Annotated in this window: 18 protein-coding genes; 5 read left to right on the forward strand and 13 right to left on the reverse strand. The window is 64.7% G+C overall.

Features of this window, described 5'->3' with window-relative positions:
* Positions 1-75: 75 nt before the first annotated feature.
* From GFD18_RS01655 to GFD18_RS01700, 10 genes are all read right to left on the reverse strand, one after another.
* A complete protein-coding gene (locus GFD18_RS01655) occupies positions 76-1,083 on the reverse strand; it encodes a Ppx/GppA phosphatase family protein (RefSeq protein WP_163199732.1) in 1,008 nt (335 codons plus the stop codon).
* Positions 1,080-1,676, reverse strand: a complete 597-nt coding sequence (locus GFD18_RS01660) for a DUF501 domain-containing protein (protein ID WP_163199731.1) — start codon at positions 1,674-1,676, stop codon at positions 1,080-1,082. The genes GFD18_RS01655 and GFD18_RS01660 overlap by 4 nt, the downstream gene beginning before the upstream one ends.
* Positions 1,673-2,191 (reverse strand): FtsB family cell division protein, encoded by a 519-nt coding sequence (locus GFD18_RS01665; protein WP_163199730.1) that lies wholly within the window; start codon positions 2,189-2,191, stop codon positions 1,673-1,675. The genes GFD18_RS01660 and GFD18_RS01665 overlap by 4 nt, the downstream gene beginning before the upstream one ends.
* A gap of 92 nt (positions 2,192-2,283) precedes the next feature.
* Positions 2,284-3,582, reverse strand: coding sequence for a phosphopyruvate hydratase (eno, locus tag GFD18_RS01670; protein WP_163199729.1), 1,299 nt, complete (start codon positions 3,580-3,582; stop codon positions 2,284-2,286).
* Between the two features lie 163 nt (positions 3,583-3,745).
* On the reverse strand, positions 3,746-4,600 hold the full coding sequence (locus GFD18_RS01675; protein WP_225432853.1) for an aminotransferase class IV: 855 nt from the start codon (positions 4,598-4,600) through the stop codon (positions 3,746-3,748).
* Positions 4,593-6,080 carry an anthranilate synthase component I family protein gene (locus tag GFD18_RS01680; RefSeq protein ID WP_225432854.1) on the reverse strand — a complete coding sequence of 496 codons (1,488 nt, stop codon included), beginning with the start codon at positions 6,078-6,080 and terminating at the stop codon, positions 4,593-4,595. Before GFD18_RS01680 ends, GFD18_RS01675 begins: the two co-directional genes overlap by 8 nt.
* A complete protein-coding gene (gene mfd, locus GFD18_RS01685) occupies positions 6,077-9,616 on the reverse strand; it encodes a transcription-repair coupling factor (RefSeq protein ID WP_163199727.1) in 3,540 nt (1,179 codons plus the stop codon). The genes GFD18_RS01680 and mfd overlap by 4 nt, the downstream gene beginning before the upstream one ends.
* Positions 9,606-10,205, reverse strand: a complete 600-nt coding sequence (pth, locus tag GFD18_RS01690) for an aminoacyl-tRNA hydrolase (protein WP_163199726.1) — start codon at positions 10,203-10,205, stop codon at positions 9,606-9,608. Before pth ends, mfd begins: the two co-directional genes overlap by 11 nt.
* On the reverse strand, positions 10,205-10,753 hold the full coding sequence (locus GFD18_RS01695) for a GNAT family N-acetyltransferase (protein WP_318644303.1): 549 nt from the start codon (positions 10,751-10,753) through the stop codon (positions 10,205-10,207). Before GFD18_RS01695 ends, pth begins: the two co-directional genes overlap by 1 nt.
* Positions 10,754-10,931: 178 nt before the next feature.
* Positions 10,932-14,162, reverse strand: coding sequence for a UPF0182 family membrane protein (locus GFD18_RS01700; RefSeq protein ID WP_163199725.1), 3,231 nt, complete (start codon positions 14,160-14,162; stop codon positions 10,932-10,934).
* Between the two features lie 216 nt (positions 14,163-14,378).
* Between GFD18_RS01700 and GFD18_RS01705 the strand changes: the two genes are divergently transcribed.
* Entirely contained in the window at positions 14,379-16,538 is a 2,160-nt protein-coding gene (locus tag GFD18_RS01705; RefSeq protein WP_163199724.1) for an ATP-binding cassette domain-containing protein, read from the forward strand.
* Positions 16,539-16,606: 68 nt separating this feature from the next.
* Here GFD18_RS01705 and GFD18_RS01710 read toward each other — a convergent pair whose 3' ends face one another.
* A complete protein-coding gene (locus GFD18_RS01710) occupies positions 16,607-17,323 on the reverse strand; it encodes a L,D-transpeptidase (protein WP_163199723.1) in 717 nt (238 codons plus the stop codon).
* A gap of 194 nt (positions 17,324-17,517) precedes the next feature.
* Here GFD18_RS01710 and GFD18_RS01715 point away from each other — a divergent pair, with 194 nt between their 5' ends.
* From GFD18_RS01715 to GFD18_RS01725, 3 genes are all read left to right on the forward strand, one after another.
* The gene (locus tag GFD18_RS01715) at positions 17,518-18,771 is read left to right on the forward strand and encodes a glycoside hydrolase family 3 protein (protein WP_191997275.1); all 1,254 of its coding nucleotides are present in this window, start codon (positions 17,518-17,520) and stop codon (positions 18,769-18,771) included.
* 118 nt (positions 18,772-18,889) lie between these two features.
* Positions 18,890-19,162 carry a hypothetical protein gene (locus GFD18_RS01720; RefSeq protein WP_100511207.1) on the forward strand — a complete coding sequence of 91 codons (273 nt, stop codon included), beginning with the start codon at positions 18,890-18,892 and terminating at the stop codon, positions 19,160-19,162.
* A 233-nt stretch (positions 19,163-19,395) separates the two neighbouring features.
* A complete protein-coding gene (locus GFD18_RS01725; RefSeq protein WP_225432855.1) occupies positions 19,396-20,133 on the forward strand; it encodes a Fic/DOC family protein in 738 nt (245 codons plus the stop codon).
* Between the two features lie 37 nt (positions 20,134-20,170).
* Here GFD18_RS01725 and GFD18_RS01730 read toward each other — a convergent pair whose 3' ends face one another.
* Positions 20,171-21,130 carry a DMT family transporter gene (locus GFD18_RS01730; protein WP_225432856.1) on the reverse strand — a complete coding sequence of 320 codons (960 nt, stop codon included), beginning with the start codon at positions 21,128-21,130 and terminating at the stop codon, positions 20,171-20,173.
* A 241-nt stretch (positions 21,131-21,371) separates the two neighbouring features.
* Between GFD18_RS01730 and GFD18_RS01735 the strand changes: the two genes are divergently transcribed.
* Entirely contained in the window at positions 21,372-22,646 is a 1,275-nt protein-coding gene (locus GFD18_RS01735) for an alpha-amylase family protein (protein ID WP_163199825.1), read from the forward strand.
* A gap of 46 nt (positions 22,647-22,692) precedes the next feature.
* On the opposite strand, the gene GFD18_RS01740 is transcribed toward GFD18_RS01735, so the two are convergent.
* Positions 22,693-23,520 (reverse strand): histidine phosphatase family protein, encoded by an 828-nt coding sequence (locus GFD18_RS01740; RefSeq protein WP_100511209.1) that lies wholly within the window; start codon positions 23,518-23,520, stop codon positions 22,693-22,695.
* Position 23,521: the final 1 nt, after the last annotated feature.

A 23,521-nucleotide genomic window follows, 5' to 3' on the forward strand; every position in this document is an offset into this window, starting at 1 on the left:
AAAGCCGACTTGGCCATTATGCCACGAAACACCGAGAAAACGGGGCTCATTCGAGCCCCGTATGGTCGGACGTGTTCAGGAGTTCAGCAGGCGACGGCCCAGATTCAGCACAATGCCGTCGAGCAGACCATGCTCACTGGTCACATACGATTCCAGATCGCGTCCGGAATCGCTGCGCACGGCGTCACGCACCCGCGCAAGCACGCGGTTCCACACCAGGGCTCCCCCGCCGATCACGTCGATGCGGCCGGGATGAATCACCGGATACTCCGCACGTTCGGCACGGGTCATCCGCAGCACCCTGTCGCAAGTGGCACGGGCGTCGTCCACGGCCACGATGGCGCCGTCGACGGCTTCACGGTCGTATTCCTTCAGCCCCATGGCGATGCCGCTCATGGTGGTGACCGTTCCGGAGACGCCGATCAGGGTGCCGGTCCTGCCTGCGGGGACCGTGGAGAACGCCTCGTCGATATGGGCGTCGATGTCGGCGATGGCCGCATCGATCTGCTGCTGCGTCGGCGGGTCGGACACCAGATGACGTTCGCTCATACGCACCGATCCGATGTTCATGGAGAACGCTGCGAAAGGACGATCGGCCGGCGATTCGACACCGTCGCCGCCGATGACCATTTCCGTGGAGCCGCCGCCCAAGTCGACGACCATATACGGCGCGGGAGGCATATGCGGCCCGTCCTGTGCCTCAAGCACCGACGTGGCACCAAGGAAGCTCAGCGCCGCTTCCTCCGTGCCTGGAATGACATCCGGTCGCACGCCGAGACGTGCCTGGACGGCGTCCTCGAACTCGTCTCGGTTCTCGGCGTCGCGAGTGGCGGATGTGGCGACGAACCGCAGCGCATCCACCGGATGCTCCTTCAGCACGGCGGCGAACTCGTCTATGGCGGCATACGTGCGCGCCAACGCGTCGTCGTCGAACCGGTGCGTCTTGTCCACGTCCTGGCCGAGACGCACCACGCGCATGATGCGAGGCACCTCCACGGTCATGCCGCTCTCGCTCACCGTGGCGATCATCAGCCGGATGGAATTGGTGCCGCAGTCGATGCCGCCTACCGTAACCGCCGTCATGCGAGATGCTCCTTCCCTGTTTCGTCGTCCACGATCACCGAGCACCGGCAGACGCCGGTATCGAATTCACCGAAGATGCGGTCGCGAACGGCATCGCCGATCGGATTGACGCCACGCCCCATGACCAGCGCATGGCCGAGCAGCGCATGAAGGCACTTGACGCGCACGGGCATGCCTCCCGCGCTGATGCCCTCGATATGCTCCTCGCTGTCGCCAAGGCGTTCGGCCAGCTCATGACGGAACGCGAGATACAGCCGATGCGCGCGCTCATAGGCCAGACGCACGTCGCCATCCTCCTGCACCTGCCTGGTGTATTCCGCCATGCCGCCGGCGGCCTCGATCTTCGATACGGCCTTTACCGCCTCGGGACTCGTGAGATAGCAGGTGGTCGGGAACGGAATGCGTCCATCCACAAGCGGACGGGTGATGACGGCGAGCGGATTGCCGCAGACGCAGCGCGCGCCGACCGCGACCATGCCCCGCGGGAAACGCCCCAGCTGGCTCTGCACCACCGCGATGTCACGCGCACTGGGCTTCACGGCGAGCTTCTCGTCCAGGACGTCTTGGATCAGTCGGATATCGTCGTTGGTCATTTACCTTCCTTTGACTGTGTGGGCGTTGCATCGGCCTTTTCGAATGAGGAGAACATGTCCTTGTACCAGGGCAGCTTCTGCTCGGTGTCGGAGGACGACCCGTTCGAGGCATCGGAGTCCGTGGACTTGCCGGTCACCGCCTCGGGGTGCAGTATGCGGATGGATCGCTCCCCGGGAAACACGAAGCCCAGCCGTTCCCTCGCCTGCGCGGTCACGTAGGCGTCGTCGCCCCAACGGTCGATGTCGTTGTCGAGCTGCTCCTTCTGCGCGATCAGCGACGCCTCCTCGTTTTTCAGCGAGTTGAGCTCGGCGAGGTTCAACGCATAGGTGTGGAATGTGGACAGCAGCTGGATGGAGCCCAGTATCACGATGATGACGGTGAGGAAGAACGTGATGGGAGCGGAGGAAAGCCGCCCCGACGACGCCGATGATTTGCCACCGTTCGTGCGGACCGCGCCCTTTTTCGTGGTCGACGGCCTCCCCTGACGTTTCGATCTGGCGTCCTTGTTGCTCATAGGTATGAAAATACCCGTCGCATTCGACTTGGCCCGAATGCGACGGGTATTGTTCACCAGTTGTTCAAAGCGTGGATGTCACGCGATGGAATTCACTTGGCGATGTACTTCTTGCAGGCCTTGAAGGCGCTGTAGCCGGCGTACTGAGCGGTGGAGCCGAGCTCCTCCTCGATCTCGAGCAGGCGGTTGTACTTGGCGACGCGCTCGCCACGGGCCGGGGCACCGGTCTTGATCTGGCCGGTGTTCTTGGCAACGGCGAGGTCGGAGATGGTGGTGTCCGGGGTTTCGCCGGAACGGTGGGAGACCATGGAGGTGTAGCCGTTCTTGGTGGCGAGCTCGATGGCGTCGAGCGTCTCGGTGACGGTGCCGATCTGGTTGAGCTTGACCAGCAGGGAGTTGGCGGCGCCGAGCTCGATGCCCTTGGCCAGGCGGGCCGGGTTGGTCACGAGCAGATCGTCGCCGACGAACTGCAGGCGGTCGCCCAGCAGCTTGGTGATGGCGGTCCAGTCGTCCCAGCCCTCTTCCTGGAACGGATCCTCGATGGAGACGATCGGGTACTCCTCGATGAGCTGCTCGTAGAAGTCGAGCATGTACTGGGAGTCGCGGTCGTCGCCCTCGAAGTGGTACTTGCCGGTCTCCTTGTTGTAGAACTCGGAGGAGGCCACGTCGAGGGAGATGCCGATCTGCTTGCCGGGCTCGTAGCCGGCGGCGGAGATGGCGTCCATGATGTAGTTGAGGGAGTCCTTGTTGGACTTCATCTTCGGGGCGAAGCCGCCTTCGTCGCCAAGGCCGGTGTTCAGGCCTTCCTTCTTCAGGACGTTCTTCAGGGTGTGGTAGACCTCGACGCCGGCCTGCAGGGCCTCGGAGTAGGTGTCGAAGCCGTACGGGGAGATCATGTACTCCTGGATGTCGGTGGCGAAGTCGGCGTGGGCGCCGCCGTTCATGATGTTCATGTTCGGAACCGGCAGGATGTGGCCGTTGGTGCCGCCGAGGTAGCGGTACAGCGGCTGGTCGGCGGATTCGGCCGAAGCGTAGATGGCGGCGAGGGAGACGCCGAGGATGGCGTTGGCGCCCAGCTTGCCCTTGTTCGGGGTGCCGTCGAGCTCGATCATGGTCTCATCGAGAGCGCGCTGATCGGAGGCGTCCATGCCGATGACGGCCGGGGCGATGACCTCGTTGACGGCCTTGACGGCGTCGAGAACACCCTTGCCGCCGTAGACGGACTTGTCACCGTCGCGACGCTCCCAAGCCTCGGCCTCGCCGGTGGAGGCACCGGAGGGAACGAGACCCAGGCCCTGAGCACCGTCTTCGGTGTCGAGGACGACCTCGACGGTCGGGTTACCGCGGGAATCAAGGATCTGGCGCGCGTACACGCTTTCAATTGCTGCCACAACTTCTCCTTAAGACAAATTATGTTGTGCTGACAGACTCTAAGAGTAATGCCTTTTATGGACGTTGCCCAGATTTTCACCGAAGGTGTCGTCAAAGCGACGGTTTTTCATCGGATATTGCCGATATGTTCATGTTCGCGCTCACATATAAGGCGCCAGTAGTTCAGTAGTACTGCCTCAGTAGTTCTGCGTACTCCTGCATGAGATGCCTCGTCACCGGCCCCACCGGCATCTCGGCGCCGCCGATGCGGCACACCGGACGAACGCCCATCAGCGCATTGGTGGCGAAGACCTCGTCCCACCGCCCGACATCGAACGGGTCGCGTCGGCCGGCATCTTCATGGGAGGCGGTGACCATGATGCGCCCCTCGGCCACGGTTCTGCGCTCGCACACCCATTGCCGCACCGTACCGGGCAGCAGTCCGCATTCCCCGGCCGGCGTGTGTATGACGCCGCCACGCACGAGGAACAGGTTGGCGTTGGTGGTCTCGCAGATCTCGCCCCTCGTGTTCACGAATACGGCCCCGTCGAGTCCCAGGGCCTTCGCCTGGCGCGTTTCGAGGATGTTGTCCCCCTGATTGAGGGTCTTGTGGAAGGTCAGCGGCGAGCGCTCGTTGCGCCACGCCCGGCACCATCCGAGCTTCAGGGTCCGGTCGTCCGCCCATCCGTCGTAGGGGTTCGGACGTTGGGTCAGGGTCAGTTCGCCGTCGGAGGCGATGATCTTCAGCGCGCATGACGCCCATAATCCAGGGGCTTGCTTGTTCAGCCGATGCAGCTGCCGGTCGATGCGCTCCCGAAGAAACGTGTCGTCGGGGTCCGGCACGCCGATGGCACGACATCCGCGATGGAGACGTTCGATGTGGCGTTCGAGCATGACCGCGCGGCCTTGCCGTACCGCGACGGTCTCGAATACGCCGAGTCCGAACTGGTAGCCCTCGCCGGGACCGCCGGCCGCGCCGCCGGGACCCGTCGTTCCGTGATGTCCGTCGATGCGGGCGGAGGTGTTCATGTCAGTCATGCCATTGGCCTTTCACGTTGCATCCGAGGGCGTCGAGGATGGCTTCGGCCTTCTGCATCGCCTCGTCGTATTCGAAATCGGGATCGGATTCGATGGTGATGCCGCCCCCGGCCCCGATCCGGTATTCGCAACCGCCGCCACGGCCCGGCATATCGCCCGGGTCGATATGGACGGCCGAGCGTATGAGGATGTTGAGATCGGCGTCCCCGTTGAATCCGATGTACCCGAGGGAGCCGGTGTAGGCACCTCTGGCGGATCGTTCATAGACGTCGATGAGCTGCATGACACGGCGCTTGGGCGCGCCGGTGATGGAGCCGCCCGGCGACATGGCCGCGATCGCGTCCTCGACCGTCCGCCCGGAGGCGAGGTCGGCCTCGACGGTGGAGATGAGATGGTGGACGTGGGCGAAGCTGTGGACGACGGCGAACGCCGGCGTCGCGACCGTTCCTGGCCTGGCGACCCGGCTCAGGTCGTTGCGTTCGAGGTCGGTGACCATAAGCAGTTCGCTATGGTCCTTGTCGGATCGTTCGAGTTCGGCCCGTCTTTCGAGGTCCTGGGCCGGATCGGTCGAGCGTGGACGGGTCCCCTTGATGGGTTCGGTGGTGATATGACGCCGTCTGCATCGCAGGAACCGTTCGGGCGACGAACTGACGATGTGCCAGCCGCAGCCGTTGACGTAACCGGCGTACGGAGCCGGATTGCCGTGAGAGAGCCTCTGGAACAAGCGCATGGGCGTCAGCGGACTGGAGACGGCAAGGCGCAGCGAGTAGTTGGCTACGTAGGCGTCGCCTTCGCGCATATGGCCCCGCAGGGATTCGACGCCCCGGACGTAGGATGCGCGGTCATGGTCGCAGGACCATGACGACACGACCCGTCCGGGGTCCGGCTCGACCGGCTTCGGGACGAATGACCGCCATAGGGCCTCGATGCGTGCCGTACCGTCACGGCGCGCATCGGATTCAGGACCGTCGTCCCTGCGATGGTGGGAGATCAGCATCGTTCGACGATGGCGATGGTCTTCGATGAGAACGTCGTCGAAATCCCACCATGCGGCGTCGGGCATGGCCCCTTCCGGACGCGCATGCCGGGATGCAAGACCATTTCGCCTCAATCCGTCGTCGTAGGAGAGGAACCCCATGACGCCGTGCGTGAACGGCAGGTGGTCGTCTTGGCCTTCCCATGGCGTCGGAGTCGGGACTCCGCCGTCATGGGACTCCGTGGACCAGGACCGGATGATGTCCATGGCGTCGGCGTCATGATGGACGTGCTGCGTCCACGCACCGGATTCGTATCGCGACTCCCTGACGTCGTCGCCGTATTGCATCAGCTGCCGGTACGGGTTGATGCCGAGTATGGAGTACCGCCCTCCCGTCTGCGAGTCGAGAAGGACCATAGGGGCGCCGTCGCGATCGAGGACCGGAGCCATGTCGGCGAGCGCGCGGTATGGCCGCAGTTCGGTCATGGTGGTCGGGTTCGTCATGACTGCTTTCTCGGTGTGTGCTTCCATGCCAGGTCGTCGAGCAGCTGGTCCGTCCAGTCGATCACCGCCGCGGAGTCCATGGCCCCCGATCCCAACGATCCCTGGAACGGTGCGGGAATCAGGTATGTGTGGGTGACCGGCCGGTATTGGCTGCCCTTGTAGATACGTCCGATGCGCATCGACACCGATTCGGGAGGGTCTACCTTGCCTATGCGTACGTTTCGCCCCTGCGCCACGATTTCGCTGATGCCCAACGACCGCGCCTTCGCACGCAGACGGGCGACGTCGAACAGTGTGTCGAGCTGCTTCGGCGGGTTGCCGTAGCGGTCGGCGAGTTCGTCGCGCAGTTCCCGAAGGTCATGCTCGTCGCGTGCCGCGGCCATCTTCCGGTAGGCTTCGAGCCGGAGCTTGTCGGAATCGATGTAGGTTTCGGGGATGGATGCGTCCAGCGGCAGGTCGATGGTGACCGACACCGGTTCGGTTCGCTGCGGCTCCTTGTATTCGGCGACGGCCTCGGAGACCATGCGCACGTAGAGGTCGAATCCGACGCCTTCGATGTGTCCGGACTGTTCGCCGCCGAGCAGGTTGCCGGTGCCGCGCAGCTCGAGGTCCTTCATGGCCACGTCGTAGCCGGAGCCGAGCGCCGTGTTCTGGGCGATGGTGGCGAGACGGTCGTGCGCGGTCTGCGTCATCGTCTTGGAGGGGTCGTAGAGGAAGTACGCGTATGCGCGTTCGCGGCCTCGGCCGACGCGGCCTCTCAGCTGATGCAGCTGGGAGAGGCCGAACTTGTCGGCATGGTCGACGATGAGCGTGTTCGCATTGGAGATATCCAAGCCGGTCTCGATGATGGTGGTGCACAACAGCACATCGATGTCCCGATGCCAGAAGTCGCGTATGACGGCGTCCAGCTGCTTCTCCCCCATCTTGCCGTGGGCGATGCCGACGCGGGCTTCGGGCACGAGCTCCTTGAGCTTGGTCGCGGTGCGCTCGATGTCGTTCACGCGGTTGTGCACATAGAACACCTGGCCGCCGCGCAGCAGTTCGCGCCGTATGGCGGCGGTGACCTGCGCGTCTTCGTAGGCTCCCACATAGGTGAGCACGGGGAGGCGGTCCTCGGGTGGCGTGGCGAGCGTGGACATCTCCCGAATACCGGTGACGGCCATCTCCAGTGTGCGTGGAATCGGCGTGGCCGAGAGACTGAGCACGTCCACGTTCGTGCGCAGCGCCTTGAGCGTCTCCTTGTGTTCGACGCCGAAGCGCTGTTCCTCGTCGATGATGACGAGTCCCAGGTCCTTGAACCTGATCTTCGGATTGAGCAGCTTGTGCGTGCCGATGACCACATCGACGGTTCCTTCGGCCAGCCCCTCGGTCGTCGCCTTGATCTGAGACGGCGTCTGGAACCGGCTCATGGCGGCTACATTCACGGGGAATCCCTCGAAACGTTCGGTGAAGGTCTCGTAGTGCTGCTGCACGAGCAGCGTGGTGGGCACCAATACGGCGACCTGCTTGGAGTCCTGCACGGCCTTGAATGCGGCACGTACGGCGATTTCGGTCTTGCCGAAGCCGACGTCGCCGCATATCAGCCGGTCCATCGGCACCGGCTTCTCCATGTCGGCCTTCACGTCGTCGATGGTGGTGAGCTGGTCGGCGGTCTCCTGATAGGGGAACGCGTCCTCCAGTTCCTTCTGCCATGGCGTGTCGGGACTGAACGCAAATCCCTTGGTCTGCTGACGGGCGGAATAGAGCTTCACTAGGTCCTGAGCGATCTGCTTGACGTGCTTGCGGGCCTTGGCCTTGGTGGCGGCCCAGTCGGAGCCGCCGAGCTTGTTGAGCTTGGGTACGTCGGCGCCCACGTACTTGCTGATCTTGTCAAGCTGGTCGGTGGGGATGAACAGCTTGTCCGGAGGGGCGCCGCGCTTGGACGGCGCGTATTCGACCACCAGATACTCGCGCTGCGATCGGGTCGCCCCCGAGCCGATGGTGCGCTGGCGCATCTCGACGAACCGGCCGATGCCGTGCTGTTCGTGGACGATGTAGTCGCCGGCCTTCAGCTCCACGAGGTCGACGCTCTTGCGGCGTCGTTTCGGCGTCTTCGCCTGGGCGGACACGCCGGACTTGCCGGTCAGGTCACGTTCGGTGAGCAATGCCATCCCGGCCGCCGGGTCGATGAATCCGTTCGCCGCGCAGGATGGCAGATAGTCGATGCGGGTGATGCCCGTCTCGGCCAGTGCGCGGCGCAGACGTGACAGCGTGCCGTGGGCCGCCGCCGTGATCGTCACACGCAGACCGGAGTCGATAAGGCCCTGGATGCCGGATGCGGCCTTCTGCCCGTCGCCGCGAAACTCCTCGGGGGCCACGGCATCGAGAAGGACATGGCCGCTGCGTTCGGGGTCGACGCCGAAATCGGCGAGGGACCACACCTGACGGCCGGAGTGCTCGAGGTCGCGCACGACTTCGTCGTAGTCGAGGAAGCTGGCCTCCTCGAAACTGATCGGGGCGCCGGAACCATGTCCGGACGCCGCGACGTGCCAGCTGGCCGCCAGGAACTCGTCGGCGGTCTTGTTCAGGTTCTCCCCCGCCCGACGCAGGCGCTCGGGTTCGTCGAGCATCACGCAGGCGTCGGCCGGCAGCAGCGTCGACACGGGGACGAGGTCGTCCACCAGGGCCGGCAGCAGCGACTCCATGCCCTCCACCGGTATGGCCTGGGATATGGATTCGAGCATGTCACGCGCGTTGGGGATGCGTTCGGCCAGCTCGCCGGCACGACGACGCACCGCTTCGGTGAGCTGCAGCTCGCGGCAGGGGGTCGCCCATATCGTCCTGAGTCCGTCGCCGTAGGTCCTCTGGTCGGAGGCATGGAATTCGCGGATGGAGTCGATGGTGTCGCCGAAGAATTCGATGCGGACCGGATGCGGCGCGGTCGGGGGGAATACGTCGAGGATACCGCCGCGCACGGCGAATTCGCCTCGGTCCATGACGAGCTCGGTGCGCGTATAGGCGTTCTCCACGAGTCTGGACGCTGCCGTATCCAGAGGCATGTCCTCGTCGAGGGTGAACACCAGCGGGTCCACGTCGCCGAGGCCTGCGACCACGGGCTGGATGAGCGAACGCACGGGCATGACGAGGATGCGGATCGGGCCGAACAGGCCGCCTTCGGCCCCGGGATGGGAGAGCCTGCGGAACACGGCCATGCGGCCGGCGACGGTGTCAGACCGAGGCGACAGCCGTTCATGCGGCAGTGTCTCCCATGCCTGGAGGAGGGCGATGTCGTCGGGGTCGCCGTCATACCAGGAACGCAGCGAGGCCACGGTCTCCTCGGCGTCGCGGCCGGAGGGGACGACCATGACGACCGGCCTCTTCGGCGGCGTCGAGGCCACGGCGGCGGCAAGCGCCGGCCGGATGCCGGCGGCCGCGCCGATGGTCAGGACATGTTCGTCCGAACGGACCGTGGCACGGAAGCGGCCGCCGGCATCCAGTCCTTCGAGAATTGGGGACAGCGAGCCGTCCACGGCCGCTACGTTCCGGTCAGCGGCCATTGAATCGCTCCTGAGCCCGGCTCAGGCCGTCGATGATGATGGTTTCGGCGGCGTCGGCGCCGTCGGCGAGGAATTCGTCGAGCTGCTTGCGCTGCTGGGGCGAGAACCCGCCAAGCACCCAGTTGACGGTGTTGTCGTGGGCGTTCGGGCCGCGTCGGGCATGTCCGACGCCGAGCCGGACGCGTGAGTACTTGTTGGTCCCCAGCGAACGGTCGATGGACTTGATGCCGTTGTGGCCGCCCGCCGAACCGCCTGCCTTGACCTTGATGCGGCCGAAGTCCAGATCCATATCGTCGTGGATGACGACGATATGCTCGGCCGGGATATCGTAGTACGCGCTGATCGAGGAGACGGCGTTGCCGGACTCGTTCATGTAGGTCAGCGGCTTGGCGAGGAAGAACTTCACGCGCTGTCCGCCGAGCGACATGACGCCTTTGCCGAGCCTGGCCAGACCCTTGTGGTCGGAAAGGCTGACGGACCAGCGCTCGGCCAGCACGTCGGCACACATGAAGCCCATGTTGTGTCGCGTTCCCTCGTATTTGGAACCGGGGTTGCCCAGTCCTGCGATCAGCCAGAAATCAGATGCCATCAGTTTCCCAACTCCTTGTACCAGTAGGCCACGTCGAGCAGTTTGTCTCCGTTGCAGCACGCCTTGGGCAGATACCCGTAGCGTTCGAATCCGAAGTGATGCATGAGCGCGGTCGACCCCGCGTTGTCGGCGAAGACCACACAGACCGCGATGCGGAAGCCGATGCGCTTGGCCGCGGCGACCAGCCAGTCAACCAGCATGGTGCCCAGTCCCTGACGGGAGAACGCCTTGTCGACGTAGTAGCTGAACTCGGTGATGTCGGAGTAGCCGGCACGGGCATGGTATCGCGACAGGGACGCGAATCCGGCCACCTTGCCGTCGACCTCGATGACCACCACCGGGTACTGGTCGCGCGGGTTATGGGAATAGACCCATTCGCGACGCTGATCGAGATTGCGCGGGGTCAGGTCGGCGGTGCTGCCGCCTACGACGACGGCCATGTTGTAGATGCGGGTGATGTCGTCGAGATCGCTGTCTTCGGCGTCTCGGATCACGATGGTACGGCCGTTGGAATACGTCGTGGAATAGGTTTCGTTCAATAACTGCACGGCAATAGTGTATATCGGCACGGGACCGATATGAATCGAGGGGCGGGGGGGGGGGGGGGGGGGGGGGGGGGGGGGGGGGGGGGGCGGGGNNNCCCCCCCCCCCCCCCCCCCCCCCCCCCCCCCCCCCCCCCCCCCCCCCCCCCCCCCCCCCCGATTCGGGGTGGCGGACAGGCCGGGCCTACTGCTGGTCGCCGCTGAGCGACATCGCCTTGTTCAGCGCGTCCTGCAGCTGCTTCTGCGCCTTGCCGTAGGCGGTCCAGTCGCCGTTCTTCATGGCGGCGTCGGAGTCCTTCATGGCCTGGGAGGCGTCCTGCAGCGCCTGCTTCATCTCCGGCGTCATCGTGGTGGCGGAGCCGCCGGACTGCTGCGACTGCGACTTGCCGGATGTGGATTCGCCGGTCTGGCCACTCTTGCCGGACTGCTGCTGGCTCTGCCCCGTCTTCTCGGCATCGCCGGCCGAGGCACCGGAATCACCGCCGAACACCTGATCGAGCGCCTCGTCCAGGGTGTCCGCAAAGCCCACCTGGTCGCCGAAGGCGACAAGCACCTTCTTCAGCAGCGGATAGCTGGTGGCGCCGCTGGACTTGATGTAGACCGGCTGAACATAGACGAGGCCTCCGCCGATGGGCAGGGTGAGCAGGTTGCCTCGCTCCACCTTCGTGCTGCCGGACTCGAGCAGGTTCAGCTCCTTCGACACGTCGGCGCTGGAGTTGAAGTTGTTCTGCGCCTGTCCGGGGCCGGGGACGTTGGTGTCCTTGGGCAGTTCGAGCAGTCGGATCGTACCGTAGTTCGGCCCGACCTTGCCCTTCTCGCTGCCGGCGTCGGAGTCGACGGACAGGAATCCGGTGAGGATCTCCCTGGTCTGGCCGCCGGCCGGAATATAGGTGGAGGTCAGCGAGAACGTCGGCTCCTTGGTTCCCGGCGTCTGCATGGTCAGATAGTAGGGCGGCTGCTTGATGTCCTGCTTCTGCTCCTGCTGCGACTCGGTGGGGTCGGTCGGCGTCTGCCAGAAGTCCTCTCCGGAGAAGAACTGGCTGGCGCTGGAGACGTGGTACTTGCTCAGCAGCGAGCGCTGGACCTTGAACAGGCTTTCCGGATAGCGCATGTGGCTCATCAGGTCGCCCGAGATCTCGGAGATGGGCTTGTACTGGTTGGGGAAGATGCTCTCCCACGCCTTGAGCACCGGATCGCTCGGATCCCACGCGTACAGGTCCACCGAGCCGTCATAGGCGTCGACCGTGGCCTTCACGGAGTTGCGGATGTAGTTCGCCTGCTGGCTGCCCAGCCCCTTGACGGTGTCGGAGCTCACGGTCAGCGAGTCGGTGGTGGCCGATCCGAGGTCGGTCTGCTGCGAGTAGGGGTAGGCGTCCGACGTGGTGTAGCCGTCGACGATCCACTTGACACGACCATCCACGACCGCCGGGTAGACACGGCCGTCGAGGGTCAGATACGGGGCGACCTTGGCGACGCGGGTCTGCGGATCGCGGTCGTAGAGGATCTGCGAGGCGGAGGTCACGCGGTCGGAGAACAGGATCTGGTCGGAGCCGAACCGGATGGCGTACAGGATGCGGGAGAAAAGATTGCCCACGCTTGGTCCGCCGTCGGCGTCGAACGTGGTGGTGGCGCCCTTGGACCCGGTCGGGTAGTCGAACTCCCATGCGCTCGTTCCCTTGGGCGCGCCGACGATGGAGTAGTCGGGCGAGTTCGGGGAGAAGTAGATGCGTGGCTCGTAGTGCTGCGATTCGGTGAGCTTGCCCTGGGTGGGGATGCCCTGTTCGAAGAATTCGGGCTGTCCGTCGGAGGTCACCTTGTTGCCGTAGGCGGCGACGACGCCGTAGCCGTGCGTGTACACGGTATGGTCGTTCACCCAGTTGCGGTTGTCGTTGCCGGCGAGGTTGATGTCGCGCACGCCGATGACCGTGTCCTGGCTGACGCCGTCGATCTCGTACTTGTCGACGGCCAGCGTATCGGAGAAGGTGTAGTACTGTTTGGACTGCTGCAGCTGCCTGAACGTCGGGGAGACCACCTGAGGGTCAAGCAGTCGGATCTGCGCGGTGGTCTCGGCATCGGACTCGAGCGCGCCGGACTTGCCGGCGGTCGTGGCGTCGTATTCCTGGGTCTTGACCTTGTCGAGGCCGTAGGCGGCGGTCGTGGCGTCGATGTTGCGCTGGATGTACGTGGACTCGAGCTCCTGGGCGTTCGGGTTCACCTTGAAACGCTGCAGGAGGGCCGGATACACGATGGTCAGCAGCATGGATGCGATGACGACCACGGCGATGGCTACCACCGGGGTACGCCATGCCCTGAGCGCCGCAGTGGCGGAGGCTGCCGGGGTGTCGTTGCTCAGGCTCTTGGTGATCATCATCCATACGCCGAGGACCACGCCGAGGACGGCCACCAGCACGGCCATGGCGAACGTCACCGGAATCGTGGCGTGCACGGCGGCGTATGCGGCGCCGGTGATGCGGTCGCCCTGCTCGGTGAGCGTGGAGAACACGCCGAGCGCGATGCGCACGGCCCACACGAGGAAGAACAGGATGAGCCATACGGCGACCTGACGGCGGGCGCGACGGGTCATGTCGAAGATGGAACGGCCCTTCGTCGGCATGCCCAGACGGATGCCGCCCATGAGCACATGGGTGATGACGGAGAACAGCAGCCCCATGACGAGCATCGTGAACAATGCCGAGGCAACCAGCTTCAGTCCGGGCAGCACGAACACATAGAAGCCGTTGTCCAGACCGAACTGGGCGTCCTTTGTACCGAAGGACTGGTTGTGGAACAACAGCAGGATCTCGGACCAGTTCGCGTTGAACTGGAAGCCGAACACCAGGCCGACGATCAGCGAGATGATGACGGCGACGCGTCGGGCCATCTTCGAGCTGACGCCGGGATCCATCTCCATCACGCCGTTGCGGAAGCGGATCTTGGTGCCATCCTCGAAGTCGGGACGCGCGCGGATGGCGAGCCACGCCGCGATGTACGCCACCAGGGCGACGACGACGGCATACACCACCCACAGGCCGATGCGTACGCCGTACGTGGTCCAGATCACGCTGGAGAAACCGAGCTGCGAATACCACATGACCTCGGTGATGAAGCGGGAAAGGCCGAAGACCAGGCCGAGGAGAATGACCAGCGCGACCACCACGCCGATGAAGATCCTGTTGCCGCGTCCCATCGAAGGCATGCCGGCGGAGCCCGCCTTGGGGATGCGGGGGAAGTTCGGGGGAACGCTGCCTCGTGACGAGCGCGACGAATCGCCGTCGTGACGCTGCTCGCCGTCGGCGGTGACGTCAAGGATCACGGGATCGTCATCGCCTCCGCGCTGGCCCCTGGCGCTTCGTCGGTCACGATTGCCCTGAGGGTCAAAGGGATCGGGGAAACCAAACATATCAAATAACGACATGGTTCAAGACTACAGTAGTCCCGCGAAAGGCCTCGGATCTCCGTCTTTTTCCATGGCCCGACATCCGGACGTCATATGGCCGCCGATAATGGTATGGAAACAGAGAGAAGCCAATCAATAAGGGACACTGGACCAATCATGAGCCATTCGACAGGTACCCCTGACATTCCACGACCGCCGAAGCGGAAGGATTCGCCGGCGGCGAAACGACCGGCATTGCCGCCGAAACCCGCCGCAGGCCCGGCGATTCCCCCACGCCCGTCCGTCCCCGACGCGCCGACGGTCGAGTCGCCCGCACTGCCGCCGAAACCGAGCCTGCCCCTGCCGACGGCGAGGCGTGAGCGGAAGGCGACGTCCCCAAGCGATGACGCCGGCGCCACGATGCTGCGTCGGCGGGGCTCCGCCGTCTCCAGCCGTGCCAAGGTGGCGATGCCTCATACCGTGAAGGGCGTGTTCGACCCGCGGGGCGGCGGCAGCGGCACCATCGGCAGGGACCCCGCCTGCACCATCGTCCTCAGCGACATGCTGGTGTCGCGACGTCACTGCTCGGTGCGCGCGTCCCGCGACGGCATCGAGCTCACCGACCTCGGCAGCGCGAACGGCACCTATGTGAACGGCCGCCGCGTGGGCAAGGTGTGGCTCAAGGAGAACGACGTCGTGACGCTGGGCAACACCGATCTGGTCGTCACCGGTTCGGTGCTGCAGGCCCGCAAGTCGTTCATGAGCACCAAGTGCGTCTCCTGCGAGGGCATCGGCCTCACGGTCGGTCAGGGAGGCGGGGCCAAGCGTCTGCTGGAGGGCATCGACGCCACCTTCAACGTGGGCTCGCTGACCGCGGTCATCGGCCCGTCCGGAGCCGGAAAATCCACATTCGTCAAGATTCTCGCCGGCCTGGAGTCCCCCACCGACGGACATGTGGTCTTCGACGGCCACGACGTGCAGCGGGACATCGCGCTGCTGCGCAGCCGTATCGGCTTCGTGCCGCAGGACGACGTGGTGCACGGCAAGCTGCGCGTGGACGCGGCCCTGCAGTACGCGGCCAAGCTGCGTCTGCCCGGCTCGACCGCCTCGGAACGCACGCAGGTGATCGACAAGGTGCTCGACAACCTCGAGCTCACCGAGCACAGGAACACCCGCATCGACCGTCTTTCCGGAGGTCAGCGCAAACGCGTCTCGACGGCGATCGAGCTGCTCACGGAACCCGAGCTGCTGGTCATGGACGAGCCGACGTCCGGCCTCGATCCGGCGCTGGACCTGCGTGTGATGTCGATGCTGCGCAAGCTCGCCGACGAGGGACGCGTGGTCGTGGTCGTCACCCACTCGCTCTCGTACATCCACGACCTGTGCGACAACGTGCTTATGCTCGCCCCCGGCGGCAGGCCCGCGTTCTACGGGTCCGTCGAGCAGATGGATGAGGCGTTCAAGGGCCGTGAATGGTCCGACATCTTCAAGGACGTGGCCGAGCATCCGACGCGCACGTTCAGCACGGCGCCTGCCAACCGTCCCAAGGCCGTGGTGCAGCGGCACGACGGGGAGAAGCCGCCGAAGCCACGACGCTTCCGTCAGGCGCTGACCCTGGTGCATCGACAGCTGCATCTCGTGGTGGCCGATCCGGGACTGCTGGTGTTCCTGCTGCTGCTGCCCCTCATACTGGGCGCGCTTTCGCTGGTGGTGCCGGGGGACCATGGCCTTGGCCTGGCGGACGTGAAGGACTCCCCCACCGAGCCGAACCAGCTTCTCGTGCTGCTGATCCTCGGTGCGAGCTTCATGGGAGCGGCGCTTTCCGTTCGCGACATCGTCTCGGAACGCCCCATCTATTTCCGCGAGCGCGCCGTGGGGCTCTCCCCGACGTCGTATACGCTTTCGAAGTTCGTGGTGCTGTGTCTCGAGACGCTGCTGCAGTCGCTGCTCCTGGTCATGGTCGTCGTCGTGGGCGGCAAGGACATGCCGAAGTACGGCGCCGTGTGGCGCAACGGCAGCACCGTGGAACTGGTGCTGGTGGTTTGGGCGACGGCATGGGTGTGCTCCATGCTTGGTGCCGTGGGCAGCTCCCTGGTGAAGTCCACGGAGCAGACGATGCCGCTGCTGGTCATTGTGGTCATGGCGCAGCTGGTGTTCTCCGGCGGCATGATCCCGGTCACCGACCGTGCCGGACTGGAACAGGTGTCCTATCTGTTCCCGGCACGTTGGGGATTCGCGGCCGCGGCGTCCACGGTCGATCTGAAATGGGCGATGCTCAACGCCGAGGACGATCCGCTGTGGACGCATTCGACGCAGCAGTGGTGCTTCGACATGGCGGTGCTGGGGCTCATGCTGCTGGTGCTCACCGTGGCGCTTCGCATCCGCATGGGCATGAAGCAGTCACAGCGCGACTGAGATGACGGGGCGGGAACGGTTCGTCTCCCGCCCCGTTCCTGACGGATTCCGTCCGCACGGTTGATATTTCAGCCTATGGTGACCGGGGTATCGACGGGCAGCTGCTCATACAGCCATTTCGCGTCGGCCACCGTCAGTCGCACGCAGCCGTGCGAGGCGGGACGTCCGAGTTTCTCCGCCTCGGAGACGATGTAGCGCCCCTGCCTGTCGGTGGGTACGGAGTGGAACAGGTATTCGCCGTAGTTGGCCCATGACACCCAGTATTTCGCCCCCATGTTCTCGTTGGGATTGAAGAAGTCCTCGCCGCGGTTCTGCACCTTGAATCTACCGGTCGGGGTGCTGCCCTTCATGCCGGTGGAGCATCGCATGGTGTAGACGACGGTCTTCCCGCTGAGGATGTAGGTCTTCTGCTCGGCGATGGACACGCGTACATTCAGGTCACGCACCTTGCGCAGGTCGACGTGGGCGCCGCCGCTGGGCATCTGCCATGACGGGGTGGTCGGTTTCGGCGAGGGCACCGCCTTCGCGCGCTTCACCGAAGCGGTCGGCGTAGTCGTCCTTTTCTCCATGTCGACCTGTTCGACGACGGGAGCCGTGTCATCGAGCAACGGCTCCGGCCCCTTGGGAATGACCACGGCGAGGGCCACCACGGTGACGATGCCGCAGGCGATGATCAGCGCACGCGTCGGCTTGTCGAACAGCCTGAGGAACGACGCGATCATCGACAATATGGTCCTGCGCGCCGGAGTCCTCCCCTTCGCATCGGAAATTCTGGGAAACACCATACTGCCACCTCTGCCATTCGCATCGTCCGCCCTGATGATGCAGACGACGGATTCCTCTCTGTCTCGACCGTCCCCAGCGTATCACTGCAATCGGCTGCGGCGCCTGGGCTTGGCGACGAGCGCAATCCTTGGATTGGGGGCGTGCTATCAAGGGACGTATGACCATCAAGCGTTCCATCCTCTCCGGCCGTGACATGAGCGGCCGCATGCACGGCACTGCAGGGAGGCGTCTTGCTGCGGCGTGCGCGACGATCGGCATGCTGCTGGCCACAGCCGGCTGCTCCATGCCGCTGTTCCCGTCCTCGGAGGCAGCCCCATCGTCTTCGGCCGCAAAGCCGGCGGGCAAAAGCGCCGTTCCGTCTCCCAATGCGACCACATCGTCCCCGCGGGCGACCTCGCAGAATGCCACCGACCAGGCGCAATCCATGGTGGCCTCCATGAGCGTGGAGGAGAAGGCCGGCCAGTTGCTGATGGTGCCGTTGTTCGCCGGCAATCCCGCCACCGACGTCAAATCCCTGGTGCAGGACAGCCATGTGGGTTCCGTCGTGCTGCTGGGCAACTGGAACGGCGGCACGACGTCGGTCGCGAAGGTCTCAAGCACGCTTCAGGGGTATGCGCCGGACAACGCCAAGCTGCTGATCGGCGTCGACCAGGAGGGCGGACAGGTCCAGCATCTCACCGGCAGCGGATTCAGCGACATGCCCAGCGCCGTGGAGCAGGGACGTCTGAGCACCGATGCGCTGCGATCGTCCGCAGCCACATGGGGCAGGGAACTCAAGTCGGCCGGCGTGAACGTGGACCTCGCCCCGGTGGCGGGGACCGTGTCGACGGCGAGCCGCAGCCAGAACGCGCCGATAGGCGCGCTCGACCGGGATTTCGGTCTTGACGCGGCGGGCAACGGCCAACATGCCGCGGCGTTCATCACCGGCATGAAATCGGCCGGAGTGATGACGACGGTCAAGCATTTCCCCGGACTGGGCGCCGTGACCGGCAACACCGACTTCACCGACCAGGGCATCACCGATACGACCACAAAGCTCGACGGCGGTCAGGTCGAGGGATTCAGACAGGCGCTCGCCGCCAGGCCCGACATGGTCATGATGTCGCTGGCGACGTATCAGGCCATCGATTCCTCACAGCCGGCGGCGTTCTCGAAGACCATCATCGACGACTATCTGCGCGCGAAGCTGGGCTTCCAGGGCGTGGTCACGTCGGATTCCGTATCCGCCGAAGCCGTCAGCTCCATCCCAGCGAGGGATCTCGGCGTCCGGTTCGTGGCGGCCGGGGGCGATCTCATCTGCATCGGCGACTACGAGAACGTGGGGTCGATCATCGACGGCCTGGTCTCCAAGGCGAAATCGGACGCGGCGTTCGCCCAATCGCTCGACCGGTCGGCACAGCGCGTGCTGACCCTGAAAATCAATGCGGGACTGGCGAAATCATCGTGACGAACCGGCCTGCGGGACACCATGGGAAACGAACATTCGCGCCATCCGATATGTTCGTTCCATACGTTACGATGATATGCGAATCATCAAGGACATCAAGAGTAAAGGAAGTGCGATCATGGCTTCTGACAACAACCTGTTTCTCGTGGTGAAGGTCGTCGACAAGGCCACCGGCGCGAAGTCCCTCGTGGGCGTCACCTCGGCTCTCGGCGATGCCGCACTGCTGATCGGCAAGGACCACCCGGACTTCAAGGACGCCAACATCAACTTCGTGGGCGAACGCGAGGAGTTCGGCGCCCTGCGTCAGCTGTTCAACCTGCCGTTCGACGACACCTATCTCATCTACAAGGTCCAGGCCGGCGCCGTGCTCGACCCGCTGCTGACCAAGTAGTCCCGCGTCCATCCACCGGACGATGGACGACGGCCCGTATCCGGGCTATGAGAGGCGGCCGTTCCGAAAGATCGCGGAACGCCCGCCTCTCATATGCGCTTCCCGTCGTACCTCATGTGCTCATTCCATATGTGCCGACGTATCATACGCATGTTCCGGCATATGCCGGTCCCATGAATACGCGATGCACGGACGATATGGTCTATTATCGAACTATGTTGCCAGCGGAACGAATGAGCGCAGTCGCTTTCGCCGCCACGAACTGCGCGCTCGAATCAATGACGATCAGCCCGCGAACGATGAGGCTCGCCCGATCGTATATGGACGGCAGGATGCCTCTTGACGAGTTCGTGGACAGGACCCCGTCCGACGGCGGGGACGATTTGGCGGACTGCGCGGACGCCGTCTTCGCCCGTACCATCCTGTTCGCCGAACGGCCCGCCTCCCCCAGCGGCGACCTTGCCGAACTGCGCGCCATCCACCATACGTTGTTCGAGGGCATCCGCGTCGATGCCGGCATGCTGCGCAGGCGCGACACCGCACAGGGGGCATACAACGTCCGGGCGAACGACATCGCCGCCAATACGCAGGCGTTCTTCCCCGCGGCATTATTGGAGACGGGCGCGGCGAACATCGCCTCCGAACTCCACGAATCACGCAATCTCGCATGCCTGGACCGGGCGGACTTCGCCGAACGACTCGCCCACTTCTACGACGAGCTCGGCTACCTGCATCCCTTCGCCTACGGCAACGCCATGGTGCTGCGCATCTTCGCCTCGCGGCTTGCCCATAGCGCCGGCTGGGACCTCGACTGGCACTCGGTCACCGGCAACGACTACAGGGATGCCAAACGCCGCGCATACACCGGCGATACGTCCGGTTTCGCGCACATGTTCGGCTCGATCGTCCGGCCGGCGAACCCGACCCGCGTGTTTCTGATCTCGGGATGGGATCAGGGACCTGCCCACTGAACGTTCGGCCGCCCCTGACGTCGTCCCGACGGTACGGTCAGCCTCGCGCCGGACGTTCACCGTCCGTCCGGCGCCTCGGCAGATGAAGCTCGCTGAGCAATATGGCGCAGAAGATGAGCGCGAAGCCGCATACCGTCGACGTGGTGAGCCGCTCGCCGTAGAAGATGACGGACATGAGCACGCCGAAGATGCTTTCGGTGCTCAGGATGATGGATGCCTGTGACGTGGGCACGAACTTGATGGCCACGGTCTGGAATATCTGCGCGATGATCGTGGAGCCGATGACGAGGTATGCGAATCCGGCGACGAGGTCCCATCGCGCCCATCCGGGCTGCGGGGCTCCTTCAAGCAATGACGCGCCACCGAGGAACAATGCGGCGGTGAACACGAACTCCATGAACATCAGCGCCACCGGATCGAACTTCCTGGCGAGGATGCCCACGGCCACGAGGTTCGCGGCGAAGAAGAACGCGCCGATGATGGTGTAGACGTCGCCCGCGCCGATCTCGAGCACCCCCACGGCGGCGCCTCCTCCCAGGGAGACGAATCCGATGCCGACGATGCAGACCACGGCGGCGAGCATGTGCTGCCAGTTGGGCCGACGGCGGGTGATGGCCCAAATGAGGAACGGCACCATGACGCAGTAGGTGTCGGTCAGGAACGCGTTGCGCCCCGGGGGGATGGTCTCAAGCCCCTTGAGCTGGAAAAGGAATCCCAGCCAGTAGGTGAGCGCTAGGATGATGCCGGGGACCACGAGCCGCCCCAGCCGGATACGCCGCAGGCGCGGCAGGAAGATGACGCCCATGATCAGGGCGGCGCTGGAAAGGCGGATGGCCATCATCCACTGCGTGGGAACCGTGGCTTGGATGTGCTTGAGGATGGTGTATCCGGATCCCCATACCGCGGCATTGACCAGCAGCATGAGTCGTGCGACATGGGGCGAGACCGCCTTCGGCCTCACGTCGTCCGCACCCGTCTGCATATCCTGCGTTGCCATCGTCGTTTCGTCCCGTCTCGCTCTATCCTCTGGGCCAGAGGCGATTATAGCGAATCGCCGGCCATGCCACGCGGGCGTGCGGCACGCGGCCGAAGCCCGTATCATGCGATATAGATTGGCTGCATGTTCGCCGGAACGACCCGGCGACACCGAACACAAGGGAGGTCCCATGACCGTCTCGAATACCGCATCGGATTCATCGGAGAAGACCGTGCCCCAGCCGCCGTTCGCCACGCATGCGATGCCCGATTGGGTGCGTCATGGCATCTGGTGGCATGTATACCCCCTCGGATTCGTGGGCGCGCAGATCCGCCCCGAAGGCGGACGCCGGTTCCTTGGACGAGGACTGGACGCATTGATTCCATGGCTCGACTACGCCCGTGACCTCGGCGTCTCGGGCCTGCTGCTCGGACCGATCTTCGAATCCTCATCGCACGGCTACGACACGATTGACCACATGCATGTGGATGTGCGTCTCGGCGGGGACGAGGCGTTCGACCGGCTCGTCTCCGCCTGCCATGGCAAAGGACTGCAGATCATCCTCGACGGCGTGTTCAACCATGTGGGCCGCGAGCATCCGGCGGTGAGGGCCGCGCTTGACGGCGACTCGGACAGCCCCTGGGCCGGACTGGTGAAGGCCCGCACCGGCGAGGACGGCAGACCCGTGCTGGACGTATTCGAAGGCCACGACCGCCTGGTCGACCTCAACCACGACTCCCCCGCCACCATACGGTATGTGGCCGAGGTGATGAATCATTGGCTCGACCGCGGCGCCGCCGGCTGGCGTCTTGACGCCGCCTACGCCGTGCCCCCGGGATTCTGGACGAAGACGCTGCCCGCCGTGCGCGAACGCCATCCGCATTCGTGGATCTTCGGCGAGGTGATCCACGGCGACTACGCGCAGATCGTCAGGGATTCCACGATGGATTCGGTCACCGAATACGAACTGTGGAAGGCCATATGGTCGAGCCTGAAGACCCGGAACTTCTACGAATTGGATTGGACGCTCGGCAGGCACAACAGCTTCCTCGACGCGTTCGTTCCACAGACGTTCGTCGGCAACCATGACGTCACGCGCATCGCCAGCCAGGTCGGCGCGGACAAGGCGGTGCTTGCGCTCGCCGTGCTCATGACGGTGGGCGGCACGCCGAGCGTCTATTACGGCGACGAGCAGGGGTATACGGGCATCAAACGCGAATGCCTCGGCGGCGACGACGACATCCGCCCGATGTTTCCCGCCTCGCCCGACGAATTGTCGGCGCTGGGCGAGCCGATATATCGTGCGCATCAGAATCTCATCGGGCTGCGCCGACGCAATCCGTGGCTGGTCGAGGCCCGCACGCAGACGCTGCGGCTGGAGAACGAACGATACGTCTACCGTTCCGTGAGCGCCGACGGCGCGCAGGGCCTTGTCGTCGACTTCGACATCGCGAACCGACCGTCCGTCACCATCGCCGACGACGCCGGTACGGTGCTGTACCGATACGAGGGGCATGCGGGCGGCGGGACCATATAGCATCCAGCATTTGCGCCGCCCGCGCCCATGCCACCCGACGCCTCGGCTACTTCGCGTACTGTTCGAGATGCGGGTCGACGGAGTGGACCACGTCCACAAGGTCGCCGTTGCTGAGCATGGGCTTCTGGAACTCGCGCCATGGATCGACCTTCACCTCCCAGCGGCCGATTGCCTCGTTGAACACGGGGCGTGCGGTCTGCTCCCAGCGTACGCGCTGCGAGGTGCGGCCGGTGTTGGGGTCGCGCCGCGAATAATGCAGGCACGTGCAGTTGGTGATGGTCCATGCGTCGTCGGAGGTACGACGCAGGAACTCCTCGTCGGAGATGTCCTCCAGGGTGAGCATGAGCGCGAACATGAAATCGCCATGGGAGACGGCGACCACGGACTCCGCCTCGGCGCGGCGGTTGAGCGACGTAAGCAGGTTGTGCACGCGGTCCTCAGCCACGTCGGCGATGGATTCGCCGGCCGGCGGGCGCCAGTACAGGGGATCGGTGTGCTTGAACATCCAGTTGCGCGAATAGTTGGTGCGGAACTCCTCCTGGGTGATGGTGTTGATCTCGCCCCATGAGCGTTCGCGCAGCACGCGCGTCTCCTCCCACCGGGCCTTGGGCAGCGCCATGGTGGCCGCCGTCTCGCGGGTGCGCACGTATGGCGAGACCAGGTAACGGTCGAAGAGCGGCTGCTGCTCGACCAGCCACCGGCCGATGCAGTCGGCCTGCTTGCGGCCGGTGGCCGTGAGCCTCCAGGATCGGTCGGGGACGGTGACGTTGTCCTGCGTGTAGAGCGAATTGTCCCCTTGTTCTCCGGCCTTGACGATGACATTCGCCTCCGACTCGCCATGTCGGATGACGTACAGATCCAATGGCATTCCCATG

Source organism: Bifidobacterium saimiriisciurei (genome assembly GCF_010667655.1).
Taxonomy (GTDB): Bacteria; Actinomycetota; Actinomycetes; order Actinomycetales; family Bifidobacteriaceae; genus Galliscardovia; species Galliscardovia saimiriisciurei.